This window comes from Agromyces mediolanus, from assembly GCF_014648575.1.
Lineage (GTDB): Bacteria > Actinomycetota > Actinomycetes > Actinomycetales > Microbacteriaceae > Agromyces > Agromyces mediolanus.
In genome coordinates, this window is record NZ_BMRJ01000002.1 from 874,926 (window position 1) to 894,138 (window position 19,213).

Consider the following 19,213-nt stretch of genomic DNA (forward strand, 5'->3'; position numbering starts at 1 on the left):
GTACATCCTCCGCCCGCCGCGCGGATCGCGCTATTCCTCATTTATGAGGACATCGCCCGTTTCCGGTGACGCGGGCGGGCATAGTCTGGAGCGGATGTCGAACCCACCGCTGACCCAGTCGATCCCGCTCACCCCCGACAAGCGCTGGCGCGCGTACTGGGTGTGCGTCTCGGTCGCGGCGCTCACGATCCTCGACCTCTCGAAGGTGAACGTCGGCCTGCCGTCGATCGAGACCGCCCTCGGCGCGAGCCCGACCGAGCTGCAGCTCGTCGTCGCCGGCTACGTGCTCACCTTCGGCCTCACGCTCGTGCCCGCCGGCCGCATCGGCGACCAGCGCTCGCGCAAGGCGATGTTCCTCATCGGGCTCTCGCTCTTCCTCGTGACGAGCACGATCTGCGCCCTCGCCCCGAACGGCGCCGTGCTGCTCGTCGGCCGGCTGCTGCAGGGCGTCGCGGCGGGCATCCAGATGCCGCAGGTGATCGGCCTCGTGCAGCAGCTGTTCCAGGGGGCGGAGCGCGGCAAGGCCTTCGGCCTCTTCGGCGCCACGATCGGGCTCGCCACGGCGTTCGGCCCGACGCTCGGCGGCCTCGCGATCGCCGTCGGCGGGCCGAGCGACGGCTGGCGCTGGATCTTCTGGATGAACGTGCCGCTCACCCTCGTCGCGATCGCCCTCGCGGTGTGGCTGCTGCCGCAGACGCGGCTGCCCTCGCCAGGGCGGCTGGAGCTCGACCCCGTCGGCGTGCTGCTCTTCGCGGTGACGGTGCTCGCGCTGATGTGGCCGTTCCTCTTCACGACGGGCTCGCCCGAGGACGACCCCGCCCGCTGGTGGACGCTCGTGGTCTTCGTGCTCGGCCTCATCGCCTTCGTCGCCTGGGAGCGGCGCTACGCGGCGCGGGGGCGGCATCCGCTCGTGCCGCTCGCGCTCTTCCGGGTCGGTTCGTTCCGCAACGGCACGGTGCTCGCGGCGGTGTACTTCGCCGCGATGCCGTCGATGTTCCTGCTCACGACGCTCTACCTGCAGCACGGCCTCGGCCTGCAGGCCGTCTTCGCGGGCATGGTGGGCATCGGCTTCGCGCTCGTCAGTGCCGTGACCTCGATGATCGGCGGGCGGCTCGTCGAGCGGCTGGGCCGGCCGCTCGTGGTCTGGGGCATCGCCCTGCTCCTCGCGGGCGTCGGGCTGCTCGTGCTCGCCGCCGTCGCGACGCCGGAGGCGTGGACGCCGTGGGCGATGGCGGCCGCGATGGTGCTCGCCGGCGCGGGCGGCGGCTTCGTCGTCTCGCCGAACCAGACGCTCACGCTCGCCGACGTGCCGGTCAAGCAGGGCGGCCTCGCCGGCTCGGTCGGCCAGCTGGGCCAGCGCATCGGCACGGCCATCGGCACGGCGCTCACGCTGTCGATCTTCTACGCGACGATCTACCGGGAGTCCGGCGGCGACGGCAGCGCCGGTGATGCGGGCATCGATGTGTACCACGACGCCTACGCGCTCGCGATGCTCGCGGTCGCCGTGCTGCTCGCCGTCGCGCTCGCGGTGGGCCTCGTCGACCTCGGCGCCCGGCGCCGTCGGCGCAGCGCGCTCGGCTAGGCGGCGCCGATCGGCGCGGCCTCGCCTCAGGCCGCGGCGCGGGCGGCCGCGAACATGCCGGCGAGCTCGACGGCGGACAGCTCCCGGCCGAAGGCGGGGTGGCCGGGCTCGAGCACTCGTCCGTTCGCGAGCGGGCCGCCGTCGACGGCGTCGAAGCCGATCGCGTCGATGATGCCGGCGAGCACGGCGCGCGCGTCGGGGTCGTCGCCGACGACCGCGAGGGCGCGGCGCAGCGGATCGCCCGCGGGCAGCGCGTCGTCCTCCATGTCGTGGTACCCGAGGTGGTTCAGCGACTTGACGAGCCGCATCGCCGGATTGCGCGACTCGTGCTGCTCGCTCGTCGAGCGGGGGTCGGCGTCGACCTCGGGCAGCTGCCCGTCGATCGGCGGCCAGTAGTTCATCGCGTCGACGACGATGCGGCCGTCGAAGCTCGACCACGGCACCGTGCCGGCCTTGCCGAACGGCACGGCGACGATGACGACGTCGGAGGCCGCGACGAGCTCCTCGGGGGAGGCGACGACGGCGCCGGGCGCGACGACGCCGACGAGGAGTTCGAGCGCGGTCTGGCGGGGCGAGCCGGCGATGCGCACCTCGTACCCCGCCTCGACGAGGAGGCGTGCGAGTGCCGTGCCGACCTTGCCGGCGCCGAAGATGCCGATGCTCGGCCGCTGCTCCACGTGCGTTCCACTCCTGTTCGATGCGGCGGGCGCGTCGTGCCCGTTGGTCCATGCGGTGCAACGCCCCCGGTCGGCGGCGCATTCCCGGCCGCGGATCGCGACCGCTCGTGGTGACCCGGGCCATTCCCCTCCGGCGGGATCGGGAATAGTCTCGGCGAGGGGGAGGTTCCGCAGAATATGCAGACGTATGAATTCGGCCTCGACACCTTCGGCGACGTCACGGTCGGCCCCGACGGTGCGACGCTCAGTCACGCCCAGGTGCTCCGGAACATCGTCGAGGAGGCCGTGCTCGCCGACCGGCTCGGGCTCGACTTCTTCGGCATCGGCGAGCACCACCGGCACGAGTTCGCCGTGTCCGCGCCCGAGGTCGTGCTCGGCACGATCGCCGGCCGCACCGAGCGCATCCACCTCGGCTCCGCCGTCACCGTGCTCTCGAGCGACGATCCGGTGCGCGTCTTCCAGCGCTTCGCGACGCTCGACGGGCTCTCCGGCGGGCGCGCCGAGGTCATCCTCGGCCGGGGCTCGTTCATCGAGTCCTTCCCGCTCTTCGGCTACGACCTGGCGCAGTACCAGGAGCTCTTCGAGGAGAAGCTCGAGCTGTTCTCCGCCCTCCTCGAGCAGGAGCCCGTCACCTGGTCCGGCGCGCTGCGTGCCCCGCTCACCGAGCAGCGCGTCTTCCCGCCCGTCGAGCACGGCCGGCTGAAGACCTGGATCGGCGTCGGTGGCAGCCCCGAGTCCGTCGTGCGCGCGGCCCACTACGGCCTGCCCCTCGTGCTCGCGATCATCGGCGGCAGCCCCGCCCGCTTCGCGCCGCTCGCCGACCTCTACCGCAAGGCGCTCGCCCAGTTCGGCAAGCCGGAGCAGCCCGTCGCCATCCACTCGCCCGGCTTCATCGCCGACAGCGACGAGGAGGCGCTCGACGTGCTCTGGCCGCACTACCAGGTGATCATCGACCGGATCGGCCGCGAGCGCGGCTGGGGCGCGGTCACCCGCGAGCACTTCGAGGCGGAGGCCTCCGCGCACGGCGCGCTCTTCGCCGGCTCGTCCGAGACCGTCGCGCAGAAGATCGCCGCCGCGCTGCGGAACGTCGGGGCCGTCCGCTTCGACCTGAAGTACTCGAACGGCACGCTGCCGCACGAGGCGATGATGGGCAGCATCGAGCGCTACGGCAGCGAGGTCGTGCCCCGGGTCCGCGAGCTGCTCGCCGCCGCGGAGCAGACGAGCGAGACCGACGCCGAGCGGCTCGCCCGCGCCGATCGCGCCGACGCGGCCGCCGAGGGCTGAGCAGCGCCGACCCGCGCAGCGAGGCTCAGCTCGGCGCCGGCTCCTTGGCGAGCCGGCGCCGGCGCACCGCCTGGCGGAACCACATGGCGTCGGGCATCCGGGCGAGGAAGGTGCCCAGGATGATCGTGAGCAGCACGTAGTCCGTCGCGAGCGAGGCGAGCGCCGGGGTCACCCCGGCGGTGACCGCGAGTCCCGCGATCACGATCGAGAACTCCCCGCGCGGGATCAGGCTGAAGCCCGCCCGCCACTGGCCGAGCGCGGCGACGCCCGCGCGCCGCGCCGCGAACGCGCCGGTGGCGACCTTCGTCGCCGAGGTGACGACGACGAGCACGAGCGCCGGTACGAGCATCGACAGCAGGTTCGACGAGTCGGTGGTGAGCCCGAAGAACACGAAGAAGGTCGCCGCGAACAGGTCCCGCAGCGGGGTGAGCACCTGACTCGCGGCCGCCGCGACCCGGCCCGAGAGGGCGATGCCGACGAGGAACGCGCCGACCGCGGCCGACACCGAGACCTCCTGCGCGACGCCCGCGACGAGCATGGTCAGCCCGAGCACGCCGAGCAGCAGCGGCTCGGCGTGGTCGGCCGGGAAGAGCTTCGAGACGATGTTGCCGTGCCGCAGCGCGATGTACAGGATGACGACGACGACCGTCACCGCGATCGCGACGGCGATGGCGCCCTGCCAGAGGCTCACCCCGATGACGATCGCCGAGAGCACCGGCAGGTAGAACGCCATCGCCAGGTCCTCGAGCACGAGCACGCCGAGCAGCGCCGGGGTCTCGCGGTTCGAGAGGCGGCCGAGGTCGCGCAGTAGCTTCGCGATCACGCCCGACGAGGAGACCCAGGTCACCCCGGCGAGGGCGACCGCGGCGATCGGCCCCCAGCCGAGCAGCAGGGCGAGCGCGGCGCCCGGCAGGGCGTTCAACAACCCGTCGACGATGCCCGCGGCGCGCGCGGACTTCAGGCTCTCGAACAGCTCGCCCGCGGTGTACTCGAGACCGAGCAGCGCGAGCAGCAGGATGACGCCGATCTCGGAGCCGGTCTGCAGGAACTCGATGCTCGCGTCGAAGGGCACGATGCCGCCCTGGCCGAAGGCGAGGCCGAGCAGCAGGTAGAACGGGATCGGCGAGAGGCCGATGCGCAGGGCGAGGCGCCCGAGCAGACTCATGCCGAGAAGCAGCGCGCCGACTTCGATCAGGAGCAGCGTGGTCTCGTGCATACGGGGCGCGGACTCAGTCTGGTCCGTTGGCGAGCAGCCGCGAGACGCCGTCGAGGCCCTCGCGGGTGCCGACGGCGACGATCACGTCGCCCGCCCGCAGCGATTCGGCCGGGGTGGGCGAGGGGATGACCTGCCCGTCGCGCACGATCGCCACGATGGAGGCGTGCGTGCGGGTGCGGGCCTTCGTGTCGCCCAGGGTGCGGTTCAGGAACGGCGAGTCCGTCGGCAGGGCGATCTGCTCGGTGTAGAGCCCGGCGGTCTCGTCGGAGAGGCTCGTCAAGCGGGAGAGCATGACCGAGGCGCCGAGGACGTCGGCGAGGGCCGCCGCCTCCTCGTCGTTCAGCGGCACGGAGTTGCGGCAGGCGTCGGGGTCGTCCTCGTCGAAGACGCCGAGATCGCGCTCGCCGTCGCGGTGCGAGACGACGCTGATCCGACGACCGTGCTCGGTCACGAGATCGTGCCGGACGCCGATGCCCGGCAGGTCGACCTTCTCGATGCGAATTCCCACGTGCGACATCGTACTCCCGCCGGAGGGGTGGTCCGGCAGCCGCGGCCGAGTCGACCTGGCCGTGCCCGCGGGGTCAGCTGCGCGGCGTCGCGCGCGTCGCCATGACGAGCACGGGCGTGCCCGCGTCGTCGCCGAGCTCGAGCTGCACGTCGAGGGCGCCGAGGGCGCCCGTCGACTCGGCGTGCGTGCCGCCGCAGGGGATCCGCGCGGTCCCGTCCGGAAGCTCGCAGACCCAGGATCGCCGGTCGGTGAGCGTCGGACCCTCGGCCTCGATGCGGACCGCGGCATCCGCCGCGACCCAGTCGGCGAGCGTCGCCTCGATCTCCGCGGCGAGCGCGGGGAGGGATGCCTCGTCGAGCGAGGCCGTGTCGAAGCCGGCGCGGCGCAGCGACTTGTTCAGCCGGTAGCGGTCGACCGAGCCGTTCGCCTCGATGCGCGAGCTCTGGATGGCCGTGCCGTCGAAGTCGGGGGCGCCGAGGGCGTCCTCGCGGGGCTCCTTGGACCAGCGTCCGGCGAGCGCCCGGTTCAGCGCGAGGGAGGCGAGGTGGCAGGCGGTGTGCCCCGCGCTGAGCGCGGCGCGCAGCTCGGGGTCCGCGGCGATCTCGACCTCGTCGCCCTCTCGCGGCGCGTCGGCCGCGTCGACGAGGTGCGCGACGAGGAAGGTCCAGCCCTCGGTGCCCTTGCGCACCGGGACGGCGTCGCCGAGGTGCAGCTCGGTGCCCTCCGTCGCCGCCACGACGGCGTCGACGATCGGCAGCTCACGGCCGTTCGCCCGGAGCACGCCGCGGTCGGCCGGCTGGTCGGGCCAGGCGGCGTCGACCGGGTGGAAGCTCGTGGCGTCGGTGACGACGGCGACGAGTCCGTCGGCCGCGGGGGCGACGTGCAGCACCGTGGCGGTGCCCGCGAGGGCCCCCGCCGGGTAGTCGACGCGGGTCGGCGTGCCGGGCAGCGTCATCGGCGGCTCAGACGCCGTCGCGACGGCCGAGCAGGTTCATCGGGATCGCCATCGCGAGCGAGACGCAGATGATGCCCGCGAAGAAGACGATCGCCTCGACGCCCGCGAGGTGCGGCGCGGTGCCCATGAGCCACATGCCGAACACGAACAGGCCCATGGCGATGAGGAAAGCGACGACGTTCACAACGACCTCCAGAAAGCGAGTGCGGGCGGATGCCGCCTCCTCCAGTCTAGCCAGGCGTGCACCGGCGCCGCGGCCGGGGCCGTGGCGCCCGCCCGCCCGCTCAGTCCTCGGCCGGGCCGAGCAGCGCGTTCGCGACGGTGCCGTGCGCGGACTCGTCGTCGGAGGGGTGGAAGATGCCGGCGAGCACGTCGCGGTACAGCCGGCCGAGCTCGTTGCCGGCGAAGTAGCTCGAGCCGCCGGCCACGCGCACGGCCTGGTCGACGACCTGCTTCGCCGTCTCGGTCGCGCGCACCTTCGCGCCGGAGAGCTTCGGGTACCATTGCGCACCGTGGTCGACGAGCTCGTCGACGTCCCGGGCGAGCGAGCGCAGCTGCGGCTCGATGGCGTCGTGCGCGATCGCGGCGTCGGCGATGCGCCAGCGGATGTCGGGATCGCTCGAGAGCGGCCGGCCGCCGTGCTTCATCGAGGTGCGCCGGCGCGCCGCGGCGACCGCGAGCTCGATCGCCCGGCCGCCGATGCCCGTGTACACCGCCGAGAGCAGCAGCTCGAAGTTCGCGAAGATGCCGAAGACGAAGGGGTCGGCGTTCGGGCCGGGGTCGAGCCGGCGCACGACCCGGTCGGCGGCGGCGTACGCGCCGTCGAGCACCGTGGTGCGGCTCTGGCTGGCGCGCATGCCGAGCGTGTTCCAGTCGTCGAGGATCTTGACGTCGGGGTCCTCGCGGTCGATGAACGCGTAGACGAGCTTGGGCGCGTCGGCGGAGGCGGTGTCGAGCCCCATGGTGCCGAGCCGGGTCCAGGCGGGCGACAGCGAGGTGAAGATCTTGCGCCCGGTGAAGCGGTAGCCGCCGTCGGGCTGCGGGTCGGCCTCCGAGCGGGAGCCGAAGAGCATCAGGTCGTTGCCGGCCTCGCTGATGCCGAAACCGAACAGCTCGCCTGCGCCCGCCTCGCGGAGCAGGAAATCGAGCGTGTCGTCGCCACGGTCGTGCAGCACCTTCGCGACGCCCGTCCAGACGAGGTGCATGTTGATGGCGAGCGCCGTCGCCGGGGCGGCGCCGCCGAGGCGCATCTGCCCGCGCACCGCGTCCTCGAGGCTCCAGCCGAGCCCGCCGAACTCGACCGGCACGAGGGCGCGCGGGTAGCCGCGCTCCCGCAGCTCCTCGAGGTCTTCCGTGAAGAAGCCGTTGTCGCGGTCGTAGCCGGCCGCGCGCTCGCGGATGCGGTCGAGCAGGGTGTCATCGAGCAGCGTCTCAGGGCCCACACCCGAAGCCTACGCCTCCCGGTCGCCCCGGCGCCGGGTCGCGAGCAGCACGATCCCGACGACGAGGGCGCCGACGACGACGAGCACGCCGAGCCACGGCAGCGCGACGCCGAGGGCGACGAGCGCGGCCCCCGTGAAGGCGACGAGCGAGTCCCAGCCGACGGCGAGCCCCGACCAGAAGTCCCCGGGGCCGGCGCTCGGCGCGACGCCCTCGGTGACGAGCTCCAGGCTCACCGTGGCGTAGTCGATCTGGTCGACGAGCAGCTCGCGCTGCGCGGTGAGCCCGTCGAGCTCCGCCTGCCTCGTGGTGAGCTCGGACTCGATCTCGATGAGCTCGGCGGTCGTCGCGGCGCTCGCGAGGAGCTGCTGCAGGCGGCCGACGGAGGCGGTGAGGGCCTCGATCCTGGCCTCGAGGTCCTGCCGCTCGACCGTGACGTCCGAGGCATCCAGCGACACCTGGTCGACGCGCCCGAGCTCGCGGAGCGCGGCGACCGTGCCGTCGAGCTCGTCGACCGGGATCCGGAGCACGAGCGAGGCGCGTGCCGGCTGCGTCTCGGTGCCGGGCGTCTCGGAGCGGTGGTCGACCCGGCCGCCGGCGCGCTCGACGAGGGCCGAGGCATCCGCCGCCGTGGCGACCGGGTCGTCGACGGTGAGCTGCAGCCAGCCGGTCGTCACCACGCTGCGCTCGCTCGTGCCGTCGGCGTCCCGGGCGGCCTCCGCGCCCGCCGACTCGTCGGTGAGCGGAGCGCCGGGTGCGGCCGGCACCGCCGGGGAGGAGGCGCCCCCGCCCTGGGCGGTGCAGCCGGCGAGGAGCAGGGCGGCGAACGCCGCCGCGGCGAGGGCCGCGAGGGGCCGTGCGAGTCGCGTCGTCGTGGTCATGGCCACACGCTAGGGCGGGCGCCGGCGGCCGTGGCTGACCGGGCGCTGGGAGTCCGGTCACGATCGGGTTGCCGTCTGCTGGGAGTCGCTCGGCGCCCACAACCGCGGGCGCCGCTCGTTCGTCAGGCGGGACGCGTCGGGTTCAGTCGCCGTCGGGGTCGCGACCGGTGCGCTCGCCCGACTCGAGGCCGCCGATCGCGGCGAGGTCCTCCCCGTCGAGCGCGAAGCCGAAGACGTCGAGGTTCTCCCGGATGCGCTCGGGCGAGGACGCCTTCGGGATCACGACGTTGCCGAGCTGCACGTGCCAGCGCAGCACGATCTGCGCCGGGGTGCGGCCGTGCTTCGCGGCGATGCCCGCGAGCACGGGGTCGTCGAGCACTCGGCCGCGGGCGAGCGGCGACCAGGCCTCGGTCAGGATGCCGTGCGCGGCGTCGTACGCGCGGAGCTCCGCCTGCGGCAGCCAGGGGTGCAGCTCGACCTGGTTCACGACCGGCGCCTCGCCGGTCTCGGCGATGAGTCGCTCGACGTGGTGCGCGTGGAAGTTCGCGACGCCGATGGAGCGCACCCGACCCTCGTCGCGGAGCCGCACGAGCGCGCGCCAGCTGTCGACGTAGCGATCGGTCGAGGGCACCGGCCAGTGGATGAGGTACAGCTCGATCCCCTCGAGCCCGAAGCGGCCCATCGAGGCGTCGAAGGCGCGGAGGGTCTCGTCGTAGCCGTTGTCGTCCTTCCAGACCTTGCTCGTGACGAAGAGCTCCTCGCGGGGGACGGGCGCCTCGCGCACCGCCCGGCCGACCTCCGCCTCGTTCGCGTAGAAGGCGGCGGTGTCGAGGTGTCGGTAGCCGGCGTCGATCGCGGCGAGCGCGAGTCGGGCGGCGTCCTCGGCGGGCACCTTGTAGAGCCCGAAGCCGAGTTGCGGGATCTCGGCCCCGTCGGCCAGCGGGAGCAGGGGTGCGCGGTGAGCGGACATTCGGTCCTCCTGGTCAGCTGGGGGTGATCGGCACCGGCTCGGTGTCCGGGATCGGGCTCGCGTCGCGGCCGCGGAGGTCGGGGTGCCAGCGCTTGGCGAGTGCGGGCACGAGCGTGCCGAGGAAGGCGAGCGCCGCGGCGGCCCAGAACGCGCCCTGGGCGCCGTTGCCGTCGATGAGGAAGCCGGCGAGCGCCGAGCCGAGCGCGGCGCCGATGAGCTGGCCGGTGCCGACCCAGCCGTAGGCCTCGGCGGTGTCCGAGAACTTCACGCTCGAGGAGACGATCGCGAAGAGCACGGCGAGCGCGGGGGCGATGCCGATGCCGGCGACGAACAGGGTGGCCGCGAGCCACCAGAAGTCCATCGCCGCGGCGGCGAGCGCGGTGCCGGCGAAGACGATGAACATGCGCCGGGCGGTCGACCACGGGCTGATCGGCGCGTGCCCGAGGAAGAGGCCGCCCGCGAGGCTGCCGATCGAGAAGATGGCGAGGACGATGCCGGCCTCCGGGCCGCCGTGGCCGAAGACGGCGACGACGCCCGCTTCGATGGCGGCGCACGCCCCCACGAGGAGGAACCCCACGACGGTCGCGAGCAGCACCGGCGGGCGGGCGAGCACGACCCCGAAGCGGCGCTTCGAGCGCGGGATGCGCACCCGGCCGAGCTCGGGGGAGGAGATGAACCAGGCGCCGCCGACGACCATGAGCGCGGCCGCGAGCAGGATGCCCCAGATGGTGCCGATCTGCGTGGAGACGAAGGTCGTCACCACGGGGCCGACGACCCAGATGATCTCCTGCGCCGAGGCGTCCAGCGAGAAGAGCGGGGTGAGCTGGCGCGAGTTCACCATCTTCGGGTAGATGGTGCGCACGGCGGGCTGGACGGGCGGCGTCGAGAGCCCGGCGAGCAGGCCGATGCCGAGGTAGAGGGGCATGATCGGCGGGATGACGCCGATGGCGACGATCGCGGCGACGCAGATGGTGAGGGTCGTGATGAGCACGGGGCGCATGCCGAAGCGCCCCATCATCCGGCTCGTGAGCGGGCCCGCGACGGCCTGGCCGATCGAGGTCGCGGCGAGCACGAGGCCGGCGGAGCCGTAGGAGCCGGTCTGCTGCTCGACGTGCAGGAGGAAGGCGAGCGAGAGCATGCCGGAGGGGAATCGGGCCGTCAGCTGGGCCGCGATGATGCGGGCGACGCCCCTGGTCTTCAGCAGTTCCGAGTAGCTCCCCACAGTTGCACAAGCCTAGCGAGCGCGGCGGCCGGCGGAAGTCCCCGCGAGATGGGCGATTCGCTGCGTTCGTTTTGGCGATGGCGCTCGATCATTGCGTCTGACCGCCAAATCGCGGCGTATTCGTTCGTGGGCTCGGGTCTGTGCGATCGGGCGGGCTATGCTCGGGCCACGGCGACGGAGCCCTGGAGATACGCTACGTCGTCGTACGTGTCCCCAATCACTTCGTGACGACAGAGGTCCCATCATGAACACCCGACGTCTGCTCCTCCCGGCCGCCATCGCATCGGCGGCCGCGCTGCTGTTCACCGGCTGCGTCGACAACAGCACCCCGCCGAGTGCCGCCCCCGGCGGCGACACCGGCGCATCCATCGCCGTGGACGAGGCCGCGGTCGCGCTCCTCCCCGAGGAGATCAAGAGCGCGGGCGTGCTCGTCGTCGGTACCGACGCCGCGTACCCGCCCAACGAGTACAAGGACGCCGATGGCAACCCCATCGGCTGGGACGTCGACCTCGTCGACGCGCTCGGCGCCAAGCTCGGTCTCGAGATCAAGTACGAGATCGCGAGCTTCGACAAGATCATCCCCTCGATCACCGGCGGCACCATGGACCTCGGCATGTCCTCCTTCACGGACAACGCCGAGCGGCAGAAGCAGGTCGACTTCGTCGACTACTACAGCGCGGGCATCCTGTGGGCCGCGCCCACCGGCAGCACCGTCGACCCCGACGACGCCTGCGGCCTGAAGGTCGCCGTGCAGGCCACCACCTACGAGCACACCGACGAGCTCCCGGCGAAGAGCCAGGCCTGCGTCGACGCCGGCAAGCCCGCGATCGAGATCACGCCCTTCGACACCCAGGAGGCCGCGGCGAACGCCGTCGTCCTCGGTCAGGCCGACGCGATGAGCGCCGACTCGCCGGTCACCGGCTACGCGATCGCCCAGACCGACGGCAAGCTCGAGCAGGCCGGCGAGGTGTTCGACTCGGCGCCCTACGGCTTCCCCGTGAAGAAGGGCTCCGAGCTCGCGAAGGCCGTGCAGGCGGCGATGCAGTCGCTGATCGACGACGGCACCTACGGCGACATCCTCGCCGAATGGGGCGTCGAGGCCGGCGCCGTGAAGACGATCGACATCAACGCGGGCACCTGACGATGAGCGACTCGTCGGCCGGCCGGGCAGTCCCGCCCGCGCCGGCGGGCGGGGCGCCCGCCCCGTCCCGCGCCCCGGAGAAGGTCGTGAAGCTCCGGCACCCCTGGCGCATCGTCGTCGCGGTGCTGCTGCTCGCCGCGGTCGCGGTCTTCGTGATCGACGCCGCGCAGCGGGAGGCCTTCGACTGGGCCTCCGTCGGCAAGTACGTGTTCGACAAGCGCGTCACCCAGGCCGCCGGGTTCACCCTGCTGCTGACGGTCCTGTCGATGATCATCGGCGTCGTGCTCGGCATCATCCTCGCGGTGATGCGGCAGTCGCCGAACCCCGTGCTGAAGTCGGTCGCGTGGGTGTACCTGTGGATCTTCCGCGGCACCCCGGTCTACGTGCAGCTCGTCTTCTGGGGCCTGCTCGCGACCATCTACTCCTCGATCGACCTCGGCGTGCCGTTCATGGAACCGTGGGTGTCGTTCCCGACCAAGGTGCTGTTCAACGCCTTCTGGCTGACGGTCATCGGCCTCGGCCTGAACGAGTCGGCCTACATGGCCGAGATCGTGCGCGCGGGCCTGCTCTCGGTGGACCCGGGACAGCACGAGGCGGCGACGGCGCTCGGCATGGGCTGGGGCAAGACGATGCGCCGCGTCGTGCTGCCGCAGGCGATGCGGGTGATCATCCCGCCGACGGGCAACGAGGTCATCTCCATGCTGAAGACGACCTCGCTGGCCACGGCCGTGCCGTTCACGCTCGAGTTGTACACCCGCACCCGAGATATCTCGGTCGAGATCTTCAATCCGATCCCGCTGCTCATCGTCGCCTCGATCTGGTACCTCGCCATCACCTCGGTGCTGATGGTCGGCCAGTTCTTCCTCGAGAAGCGCTTCGCCCGCGGCGTCGGCGCCCGGCCCGACGCCGGACCCGGTCCGGTGACGGCCTCGATGTCGGCCGTCGAGCTCGACGAGAGCGCGGCCGCCGACGCGGCCATCGCCGCCAAGCACGGAGGAGACGCACGATGAGCGAGCAGACGACGGCGCCCGCGGGCGCCCCGGCCGCCCGGGACGCCTCGGTGCCGATGGTGCGCGCCGAGCACGTGTCGAAGAGCTTCGGCTCGAACGAGGTCCTGAAGGACATCTCGCTCGAGGTGAAGCGCGGGGAGGTGCTCTGCCTCGTCGGCCCGTCCGGTTCGGGCAAGTCGACCTTCCTGCGCTGCATCAATCACCTCGAGCAGGTCAGCTCCGGCCGGCTCGCGGTCGACGGCCAGCTCGTCGGCTACCGCGAGGCCGGCGGCCGCCTGCACGAGATGCACCCGAAGGAGATCGCGAAGCAGCGCCGTGACATCGGCATGGTGTTCCAGCGCTTCAACCTGTTCCCGCACATGACGGCGCTCGAGAACGTCATGGAGGCGCCGACGCAGGTGAAGGGGCTCTCCAAGGCGAAGGCGAAGGCCCGGGCGCTGGAACTCCTCGCCCGGGTCGGGCTCGCCGAGCGCGCCGACTACTACCCGGCGCACCTCTCCGGCGGGCAGCAGCAGCGGGTCGCGATCGCGCGGGCGCTCGCGATGGACCCGAAGCTGATGCTCTTCGACGAGCCGACCTCCGCGCTCGACCCCGAGCTCGTCGGCGAGGTGCTCGACGTCATGAAGGAGCTCGCGAAGACCGGCATGACCATGGTCGTCGTGACGCACGAGATGGGCTTCGCGCGCGAGGTCGCGGACACCCTCGTCTTCATGGACGGCGGCGTCGTCGTCGAGACCGGCGACCCGCGCGAGGTGCTCGCCAACCCGCAGCACCAGCGCACCAAGGCCTTCCTCTCGAAGGTCCTGTAGCCGCGGTCCGCGCGACGCCCGAACGGCGTGCCGCGACGGAGGGCGCTCGCTCGGCTCAGCCGGCGAGCGCCTTCCGGATCCGCTGGACCGACACCGTCTCGGCCGTGCGGAGCTCCTGCGCGAACAGGCCGACGCGGAGCTCCTCGAGCAGCCAGCGCACGCGCACGAGGGCGGGATCGGCCTCCGGGTCGATCGGCACGGTGCCGCCCGCCTTCGCGTAGGCCTCGGCGGCCTGCGCGAACTCGGTCATGAGCTGGCGGTCCCGGCCGGGGTTCTCCTGCATCCGGCGCACCCGCACGGTGATCGCCTCGAGGTAGCGGGGCAGGTGCCGGAGCCTCGCCAGGCCCGTCGCCTGGATGAACCCGGCGGCCGTCAGCGCCTCGAGCTGCGCCCTGGCATCGGCGAGCGCCGACATCAGCTGCAGGCTGGACGCCGTCGCGATCGTGCGGTCCGCCTCGCGCGCGGCCTTCAGGATCTTCGCGACGAGCGCGGCGGTCTCGAACATGCGCTCGACGACGACGGCGCCGATCGCGGCGAGCGCCGCGTCGAACTCCGCGCGGCTCGCGAGCAGGCCGTCGGGATGCCGCCGCCGCAGCTCCTCGTCGACGACCGCCGCGAGGCAGTCCTCGAGCAGCGCGCGCGGCCCCTGGTAGGCGCTCTGGCCGAGGGAGAGCTTCTCCTCGTTGGAGAGGTGCTCCTGCACGTAGGCCGACGGCGAGGGGGTCTGCAGCATGAGGAGCCGGCGGATGCCTCGGCGCGAGGCCCGGTCGCGCTCCTCGGCCGTGGGGACGAGCACGAGGGCGACACTGTCGCCCTCGTCGACGAGCGCCGGGTAGGCGCGGATCGTGTTGCCGCCCTGCCTCGTGTCGACGTGCGCGGGCAGCGCGTCCCACACCCAGCGGGTGATCCCGCGCTCGGGCTTCGGCCCCTCGTGCGCGGCGGCCGCGACGGCGGCGGGGCCGCGGCGCTCGCCGGTGCCGCTTCGGGTCTCCCCGTTCCGGTCGCCGCGCCCCGGTCGGCCGCCCCGGCCGTCCCCCGTGAACGTCGCCGCGACGGCGCGCCCGGCCCGCTCGGCCAGCCGCGACTGCAGCTCGGCGAGCTCCTTCGCGTCGCCGAGCGCGCGGCCGCGTTCGTCGACCGCGCGGTAGGTGACGCGCAAGTGCGGCGGGATGCGGTCGAGCTCGAAGTCCTCGGCCGACACCGGTGCGTAGGTGAGGCGCTTGATCGTCTGCGCGACGATCTCGGCGAACGGCGGGCGCGCCTCGCCGGTCTCGGGCCCGGCGGGCAGCTCAGCGGCGATCTTCGCCGCCCACTCGGCCGCCGGGACGACCTGTCGGCGCAGCACCTTGGGCAGGGTGCGGAGCATGGCGGTGATCAGCTCGTCGCGGAGGCCCGGCACCTGCCAGTCGAATCCGTTCGGCTCGAGCCGGGGCAGCAGCACGAGCGGGACGAGCACGGTGACGCCGTCGTCGGGGGCGCCGGGCTCGAAGCGGTAGGAGAGTCGCAGCCGCTGGTCGCCCTGCACCCAGCCGTCGGGGAAGCCGTCGGCCGCGGCATCCGCCTCCTCCTCGCCGAGGAGGTCCGCGCGCGACATGGTGAGCAGCTCCGGGCGCTCCCGGTGCTCGGCGCGCCACCAGCGTTCGAAGCTGCGGGCGTCGACGACCTCGGCGGGCACGCGCGCCTCGTAGAAGGCGACCGCGGCCTCGTCGCCGAGCAGCAGGTCGCGGCGGCGGGTGCGCTCCTCGACCTCGCCGAGCTCCCGGCGGAGCTCCCGGTTGGCCCGGATGAAGCCGTACACGCGCCGGTCGAGCCGGTTCCAGTCCCACTCCTCGAGCACGAGGGCGTGGCGGATGAAGAGCTCGCGGGCGAGCTCGGCGTCGGCGCGGGCGAGCTGCATGCGCCGCTTCGGCACGATGGCGAGCCCGTAGAGCGTGACCTTCTCGTCGGCGACGGCCGCGCCCTGGCGGCGTTCCCAGCGCGGCTCGGAGTAGCTGCGCTTCGCGAGGGGGCCGGCGAGCTGCTCGGCCCACGCGGGGTCGATCGCCGCGTTGGTGCGCGCGAACAGCCGGCTCGTCTCGACGAGCTCGGCGCTCATCACGGCGGCGGGCGGCTTCTTCGCGAGCGCGGAGCCGGGGAAGATCGCGAAGCGCGCGCCCCGGGCGCCGAGGAACTCGGCCTGCGGCCGGCGTCCCTTGCGCTCCGCCTCCCGGGCCTGGCCGGCGCCGCCCCGGCCCGAGGAGGTCTTCGCGTCGTCGCGCAGGCCGAGCTGGGAGAGCAGTCCCGCGAGGAGCGAGCGGTGGATGCCGTCGGCATTCGCCCCGGCCTCGGCGGCGCCCGCGCCCGTGGGGCCGGCCGCGATCTCGAGGCCGAGCGGCTTCGCGAGCCGGACGAGCTGGCGGTAGAGGTCCTGCCACTCGCGCACCCGCAGCGAGTTCAGGAACTCGGCCTTGCAACGGCGTCGGAACGCGCTGCCGGAGAGCTCGCGCTGCTGCTGCTCGAGGTGGTTCCAGAGGTTCAGCAGGGTAAGGAAGTCGCTCGTCGGGTCGACGAAGCGGGCGTGCGCCTGGTTCGCCTCCTCGCGTCGGTCGAGCGGGCGCTCGCGCGGGTCCTGGATCGTGAGGCCCGCGACGATCGCGAGCACCTCGCGGGAGACGCCGTGCGCCTTCGACTCCAGCACCATGCGCGCGTAGCGCGGCTCGATCGGCAGCCGCGAGAGCTGGCGCCCGATGCGGGTGAGCCGAGGCCCGCGCGGATCGTCACGGCCGCCGGGCTCGAGCGCACCGAGCTCCGCGAGCAGATCGAGGCCGTCGCGGACGCCGCGGGTGTCCGGCGGGGTGAGGAAGGGGAAGTCCTCGATCGGGCCGAGCCCGAGCGCGGCCATCTGCAGGATGACGGCGGCGAGGTTCGTGCGCAGGATCTCAGGGTCGGTGAACTCGGGGCGGCGCTCGAAGTCCTCCTCGCCGTAGAGGCGGATGGCGATGCCGTCGCTCGTGCGGCCGGAGCGGCCGGAGCGCTGGTTGGCGGAGGCCTGCGAGATCGGCTCGATCGGCAGCCGCTGCACTTTGGAACGCGCGGAGTACCGGCTGATGCGCGCCGTCCCGGCGTCGACGACGTAGCGGATGCCGGGAACCGTCAGACTCGTCTCGGCCACGTTGGTGGCGAGCACCACCCGCCGGCGGAGCCCGGCCACGGCCGAGGGCTCGAAGACCCGGTGCTGCTCCGCCGAGGAGAGCCGGCCGTAGAGGGGGAGCACCTCGGTGGCGCCGCCCCGCCCGCCGCGGCGCTCCGCATGCGCGCGCACCGCCTGCTCGGCGTCGCGGATCTCGCTCTCGCCGGAGAGGAAGACGAGCACGTCGCCCGAGGACTCGCGATCGAGTTCGTCGAGGGCATCCAGGATGCCCTGCTGCACGTCGCGGTCGTCGGCGGCCGCGCCCTCGTCGTCGTCGCCGGCGGCGTCGCCCACGAGCGGGCGGTACCGGATCTCGACGGGGTAGGTGCGACCGGACACCTCGATCACCGGCGCCGGGGTGCCCTCGGCGTCGGCGAAGTGCTTCGCGAAGCTCTCGGGGTCGATGGTCGCGCTCGTGACGATGAGCTTGAGATCCGGGCGGCGGGGGAGCAGTTGCTTCAGGTAGCCGAGCAGGAAGTCGATGTTCAGGCTGCGCTCGTGCGCCTCGTCGATGATGATCGTGTCGTAGCGGCGGAGCTCGCGGTCGCGGTGGATCTCGTTCAGCAGGATGCCGTCGGTCATCACCTTCACCCGGGTGGACTCGCTCGCCCGGTCGGTGAAGCGCACCTGGTAGCCGACGAGGCCGCCGAGCTCGGTGCCGGTCTCCTCGGCGATGCGCTCGGCGATCGTCCGGGCCGCGATGCGGCGGGGCTGCGTGTGCGCGATCTGCTCGCGGCCGAGTTCGAGGCAGAGCTTCGGCAGCTGCGTGGTCTTGCCCGAGCCGGTGGCGCCGGCGACGATCACGACCTGGTGCTCGCGCAGGGCGCGCGCGATCTCCTCCCGCTGCGCCGAGACGGGGAGCTCGGGCGGGTAGGTGATGGGCGGCACCGGGGCGAGTCGAGACATGAGCCCTCCATCGTATGACGCGGAGCGCCGCCCGGTTCGCGGGCGATGATCGCGGGCAGCGAACGACCCTCCCCGGTGTCGGCGGCGCGTGGTGGGATGGAGTCATGACCCAGGTTCCCGTGGTGCAGCTCAACGACGGCCGTTCGATCCCCCAGCTCGGGTTCGGGGTGTTCAAGGTCGATCCCGTCGAGACCGAGCGCATCGTGAGCGATGCGCTCGAGGTCGGCTATCGCCACCTCGACACCGCCCGCATCTACGACAACGAGGCGGGGGTGGGCCGGGCCATCGCCGCGTCCGGCGTCCCGCGCGACGAGCTCTTCATCACGACGAAGCTCTGGAACGACGATCAGGGCACGCAGTCCGTGTTCGACGCCTTCGAGGCGAGCCTCGAGCGACTCGGCCTCGACGAGGTCGACCTCTACCTGATCCACTGGCCCTCGCCCGCGCGCGACCGGTACGTCGAGACGTGGCAGGCGTTCGAGCGCATCCGCGAGTCGGGTCGTGCCCGATCCATCGGCGTCTCGAACTTCCTCGTGCCGCATCTCGAGCGCCTGCTCTCCGAGACGAGCGTGGTGCCCGCCGTCGACCAGATCGAGCTGCACCCCGCGCATCAGCAGCCGGCGACCGCGTCGTTCGCGCGTGAGCACGGCATCGCCATCGAGGCCTGGGGGCCGCTCGGGCAGGGCAAGTACCCGCTGCTCGAACTCCCCGAGGTGACGAGCGCCGCGTCGGCGCACGGCAAGACCCCGGCGCAGGTCGTCATCCGCTGGCACCTGCAGCGCGGCAACATCGTCTTCCCGAAGTCGAACCGGCGCGAGCGCATGGCCGAGAACTTCGACGTCTTCGACTTCACGCTCGACGAGGCCGAGATGCAGGCGATCACCGCGCTCGAGCGCGAGGGGCGCGTGAGCGCGCACCCCGACGAGGTCGAGTGACGCGTCGCGCACCCGTCGACCGAGAGGCCCGTTCGTCCATGAGGACGGCGGGCCTCTGCTCGTCTCCGGCGCCGTCTCGGGTGAGAACCGCGGAAATCCAGGCGACACGCCCGGGATGCAGGCCCGATTTTGCTGCGGCGGCCGGAGCCGCGTAAGTTATTCCATGTCGCCACGGCGGCCGGAAAACGCGAGAAGCGAACGGGCCCCGAACGGCGAAGATCTTAGCCAAATAACCTCGAAGGCGCAGCATTGCGACTCGGTGATTTCAAGCCTAAGATGAAACCTCCTCCTCTGTGAATCTCGATCCAGATCTCTCTGGTTCGAATCGCTCGGTCTCGACCGGCTCGCAGAGGTGGTACGGTAGACAGGTTGCCCTGATTGAAGGTCTGATTGACCGGAACTCAGGTGCGTCCGTTTCTTGAGAATTCAACAGCGTGCACTATGTTCAATGCCAATTTATTGAACCCCAGCCTGCTTTTTGGAGTGGGTATGGATTCCTTTGATTGAT

Annotated in this window: 16 protein-coding genes; 6 read left to right on the top strand and 10 right to left on the bottom strand. The window is 72.5% G+C overall.

The window, feature by feature from the left end:
* Nucleotides 1-94: 94 nt before the first annotated feature.
* A complete protein-coding gene (locus IEY71_RS13970) occupies nucleotides 95-1,582 on the top strand; it encodes an MFS transporter (RefSeq protein WP_189085913.1) in 1,488 nt (495 codons plus the stop codon).
* A gap of 26 nt (nucleotides 1,583-1,608) precedes the next feature.
* On the opposite strand, the gene IEY71_RS13975 is transcribed toward IEY71_RS13970, so the two are convergent.
* The gene (locus IEY71_RS13975) at nucleotides 1,609-2,259 is read right to left on the bottom strand and encodes an NADPH-dependent F420 reductase (protein ID WP_189085914.1); all 651 of its coding nucleotides are present in this window, start codon (nucleotides 2,257-2,259) and stop codon (nucleotides 1,609-1,611) included.
* 177 nt (nucleotides 2,260-2,436) lie between these two features.
* On the opposite strand from IEY71_RS13975, the gene IEY71_RS13980 reads away from it, so the two are divergent.
* The gene (locus tag IEY71_RS13980) at nucleotides 2,437-3,543 is read left to right on the top strand and encodes an LLM class flavin-dependent oxidoreductase (protein WP_189085915.1); all 1,107 of its coding nucleotides are present in this window, start codon (nucleotides 2,437-2,439) and stop codon (nucleotides 3,541-3,543) included.
* A 25-nt stretch (nucleotides 3,544-3,568) separates the two neighbouring features.
* Here IEY71_RS13980 and IEY71_RS13985 read toward each other — a convergent pair whose 3' ends face one another.
* The 8 genes from IEY71_RS13985 to IEY71_RS14020 all read right to left on the bottom strand — a co-directional run bounded on the left by IEY71_RS13985 (nucleotide 3,569) and on the right by IEY71_RS14020 (nucleotide 10,735).
* Complete coding sequence (locus tag IEY71_RS13985; protein ID WP_189085916.1) at nucleotides 3,569-4,759, bottom strand: cation:proton antiporter; 1,191 nt, start codon at nucleotides 4,757-4,759, stop codon at nucleotides 3,569-3,571.
* Nucleotides 4,760-4,772: 13 nt separating this feature from the next.
* Nucleotides 4,773-5,267 (bottom strand): cation:proton antiporter regulatory subunit, encoded by a 495-nt coding sequence (locus IEY71_RS13990; RefSeq protein WP_189085917.1) that lies wholly within the window; start codon nucleotides 5,265-5,267, stop codon nucleotides 4,773-4,775.
* A 73-nt stretch (nucleotides 5,268-5,340) separates the two neighbouring features.
* Nucleotides 5,341-6,222 (bottom strand): alanyl-tRNA editing protein, encoded by an 882-nt coding sequence (locus IEY71_RS13995; protein ID WP_189085918.1) that lies wholly within the window; start codon nucleotides 6,220-6,222, stop codon nucleotides 5,341-5,343.
* Between the two features lie 7 nt (nucleotides 6,223-6,229).
* Nucleotides 6,230-6,406 carry a hypothetical protein gene (locus tag IEY71_RS14000; RefSeq protein WP_189085919.1) on the bottom strand — a complete coding sequence of 59 codons (177 nt, stop codon included), beginning with the start codon at nucleotides 6,404-6,406 and terminating at the stop codon, nucleotides 6,230-6,232.
* 100 nt (nucleotides 6,407-6,506) lie between these two features.
* Complete coding sequence (locus IEY71_RS14005; RefSeq protein WP_189085920.1) at nucleotides 6,507-7,664, bottom strand: acyl-CoA dehydrogenase family protein; 1,158 nt, start codon at nucleotides 7,662-7,664, stop codon at nucleotides 6,507-6,509.
* A 9-nt stretch (nucleotides 7,665-7,673) separates the two neighbouring features.
* Nucleotides 7,674-8,543: a DUF4349 domain-containing protein gene (locus IEY71_RS14010; RefSeq protein WP_189085921.1), complete on the bottom strand. Its 870-nt coding sequence runs from the start codon at nucleotides 8,541-8,543 to the stop codon at nucleotides 7,674-7,676.
* A gap of 142 nt (nucleotides 8,544-8,685) precedes the next feature.
* Nucleotides 8,686-9,513, bottom strand: a complete 828-nt coding sequence (locus IEY71_RS14015) for an aldo/keto reductase (protein WP_189085922.1) — start codon at nucleotides 9,511-9,513, stop codon at nucleotides 8,686-8,688.
* A gap of 13 nt (nucleotides 9,514-9,526) precedes the next feature.
* The gene (locus IEY71_RS14020; RefSeq protein ID WP_189085923.1) at nucleotides 9,527-10,735 is read right to left on the bottom strand and encodes an MFS transporter; all 1,209 of its coding nucleotides are present in this window, start codon (nucleotides 10,733-10,735) and stop codon (nucleotides 9,527-9,529) included.
* A gap of 244 nt (nucleotides 10,736-10,979) precedes the next feature.
* Between IEY71_RS14020 and IEY71_RS14025 the strand changes: the two genes are divergently transcribed.
* Genes IEY71_RS14025 through IEY71_RS14035 form a run of 3 tightly spaced genes read left to right on the top strand, consistent with a single transcriptional unit; the run spans nucleotide 10,980 to nucleotide 13,695 of the window.
* Entirely contained in the window at nucleotides 10,980-11,876 is an 897-nt protein-coding gene (locus tag IEY71_RS14025) for an ABC transporter substrate-binding protein (protein ID WP_189085924.1), read from the top strand.
* A 2-nt stretch (nucleotides 11,877-11,878) separates the two neighbouring features.
* Nucleotides 11,879-12,886 (top strand): amino acid ABC transporter permease, encoded by a 1,008-nt coding sequence (locus IEY71_RS14030; protein ID WP_189085925.1) that lies wholly within the window; start codon nucleotides 11,879-11,881, stop codon nucleotides 12,884-12,886.
* A 56-nt stretch (nucleotides 12,887-12,942) separates the two neighbouring features.
* On the top strand, nucleotides 12,943-13,695 hold the full coding sequence (locus IEY71_RS14035; RefSeq protein WP_189085996.1) for an amino acid ABC transporter ATP-binding protein: 753 nt from the start codon (nucleotides 12,943-12,945) through the stop codon (nucleotides 13,693-13,695).
* A 55-nt stretch (nucleotides 13,696-13,750) separates the two neighbouring features.
* Here the strand turns inward: IEY71_RS14035 and hrpA are convergent, their stop codons facing one another.
* Entirely contained in the window at nucleotides 13,751-17,770 is a 4,020-nt protein-coding gene (hrpA, locus tag IEY71_RS14040) for an ATP-dependent RNA helicase HrpA (RefSeq protein ID WP_189085926.1), read from the bottom strand.
* A gap of 104 nt (nucleotides 17,771-17,874) precedes the next feature.
* Between hrpA and IEY71_RS14045 the strand changes: the two genes are divergently transcribed.
* Nucleotides 17,875-18,705 (top strand): aldo/keto reductase, encoded by an 831-nt coding sequence (locus tag IEY71_RS14045; protein WP_189085927.1) that lies wholly within the window; start codon nucleotides 17,875-17,877, stop codon nucleotides 18,703-18,705.
* The last annotated feature ends 508 nt before the right edge of the window (nucleotides 18,706-19,213 follow it).

Excerpts from the sequence above, each read along its gene's own strand:
- IEY71_RS14045 (WP_189085927.1), top strand. The coding sequence starts at position 17,875 with ATGACCCAGGTTCCCGTGGTGCAGCTCAACGACGGCCGTTCGATCCCC.
- IEY71_RS13995 (WP_189085918.1), bottom strand. The coding sequence starts at position 6,222 with ATGACGCTGCCCGGCACGCCGACCCGCGTCGACTACCCGGCGGGGGCC.
- IEY71_RS13985 (WP_189085916.1), bottom strand. The coding sequence starts at position 4,759 with ATGCACGAGACCACGCTGCTCCTGATCGAAGTCGGCGCGCTGCTTCTC.
- IEY71_RS13970 (WP_189085913.1), top strand. The coding sequence starts at position 95 with ATGTCGAACCCACCGCTGACCCAGTCGATCCCGCTCACCCCCGACAAG.
- IEY71_RS14025 (WP_189085924.1), top strand. The coding sequence starts at position 10,980 with ATGAACACCCGACGTCTGCTCCTCCCGGCCGCCATCGCATCGGCGGCC.
- hrpA (WP_189085926.1), bottom strand. The coding sequence starts at position 17,770 with ATGTCTCGACTCGCCCCGGTGCCGCCCATCACCTACCCGCCCGAGCTC.
- IEY71_RS14035 (WP_189085996.1), top strand. The coding sequence starts at position 12,943 with ATGGTGCGCGCCGAGCACGTGTCGAAGAGCTTCGGCTCGAACGAGGTC.
- IEY71_RS13980 (WP_189085915.1), top strand. The coding sequence starts at position 2,437 with ATGCAGACGTATGAATTCGGCCTCGACACCTTCGGCGACGTCACGGTC.
- IEY71_RS14030 (WP_189085925.1), top strand. The coding sequence starts at position 11,879 with ATGAGCGACTCGTCGGCCGGCCGGGCAGTCCCGCCCGCGCCGGCGGGC.
- IEY71_RS14015 (WP_189085922.1), bottom strand. The coding sequence starts at position 9,513 with ATGTCCGCTCACCGCGCACCCCTGCTCCCGCTGGCCGACGGGGCCGAG.
- IEY71_RS14010 (WP_189085921.1), bottom strand. The coding sequence starts at position 8,543 with ATGACCACGACGACGCGACTCGCACGGCCCCTCGCGGCCCTCGCCGCG.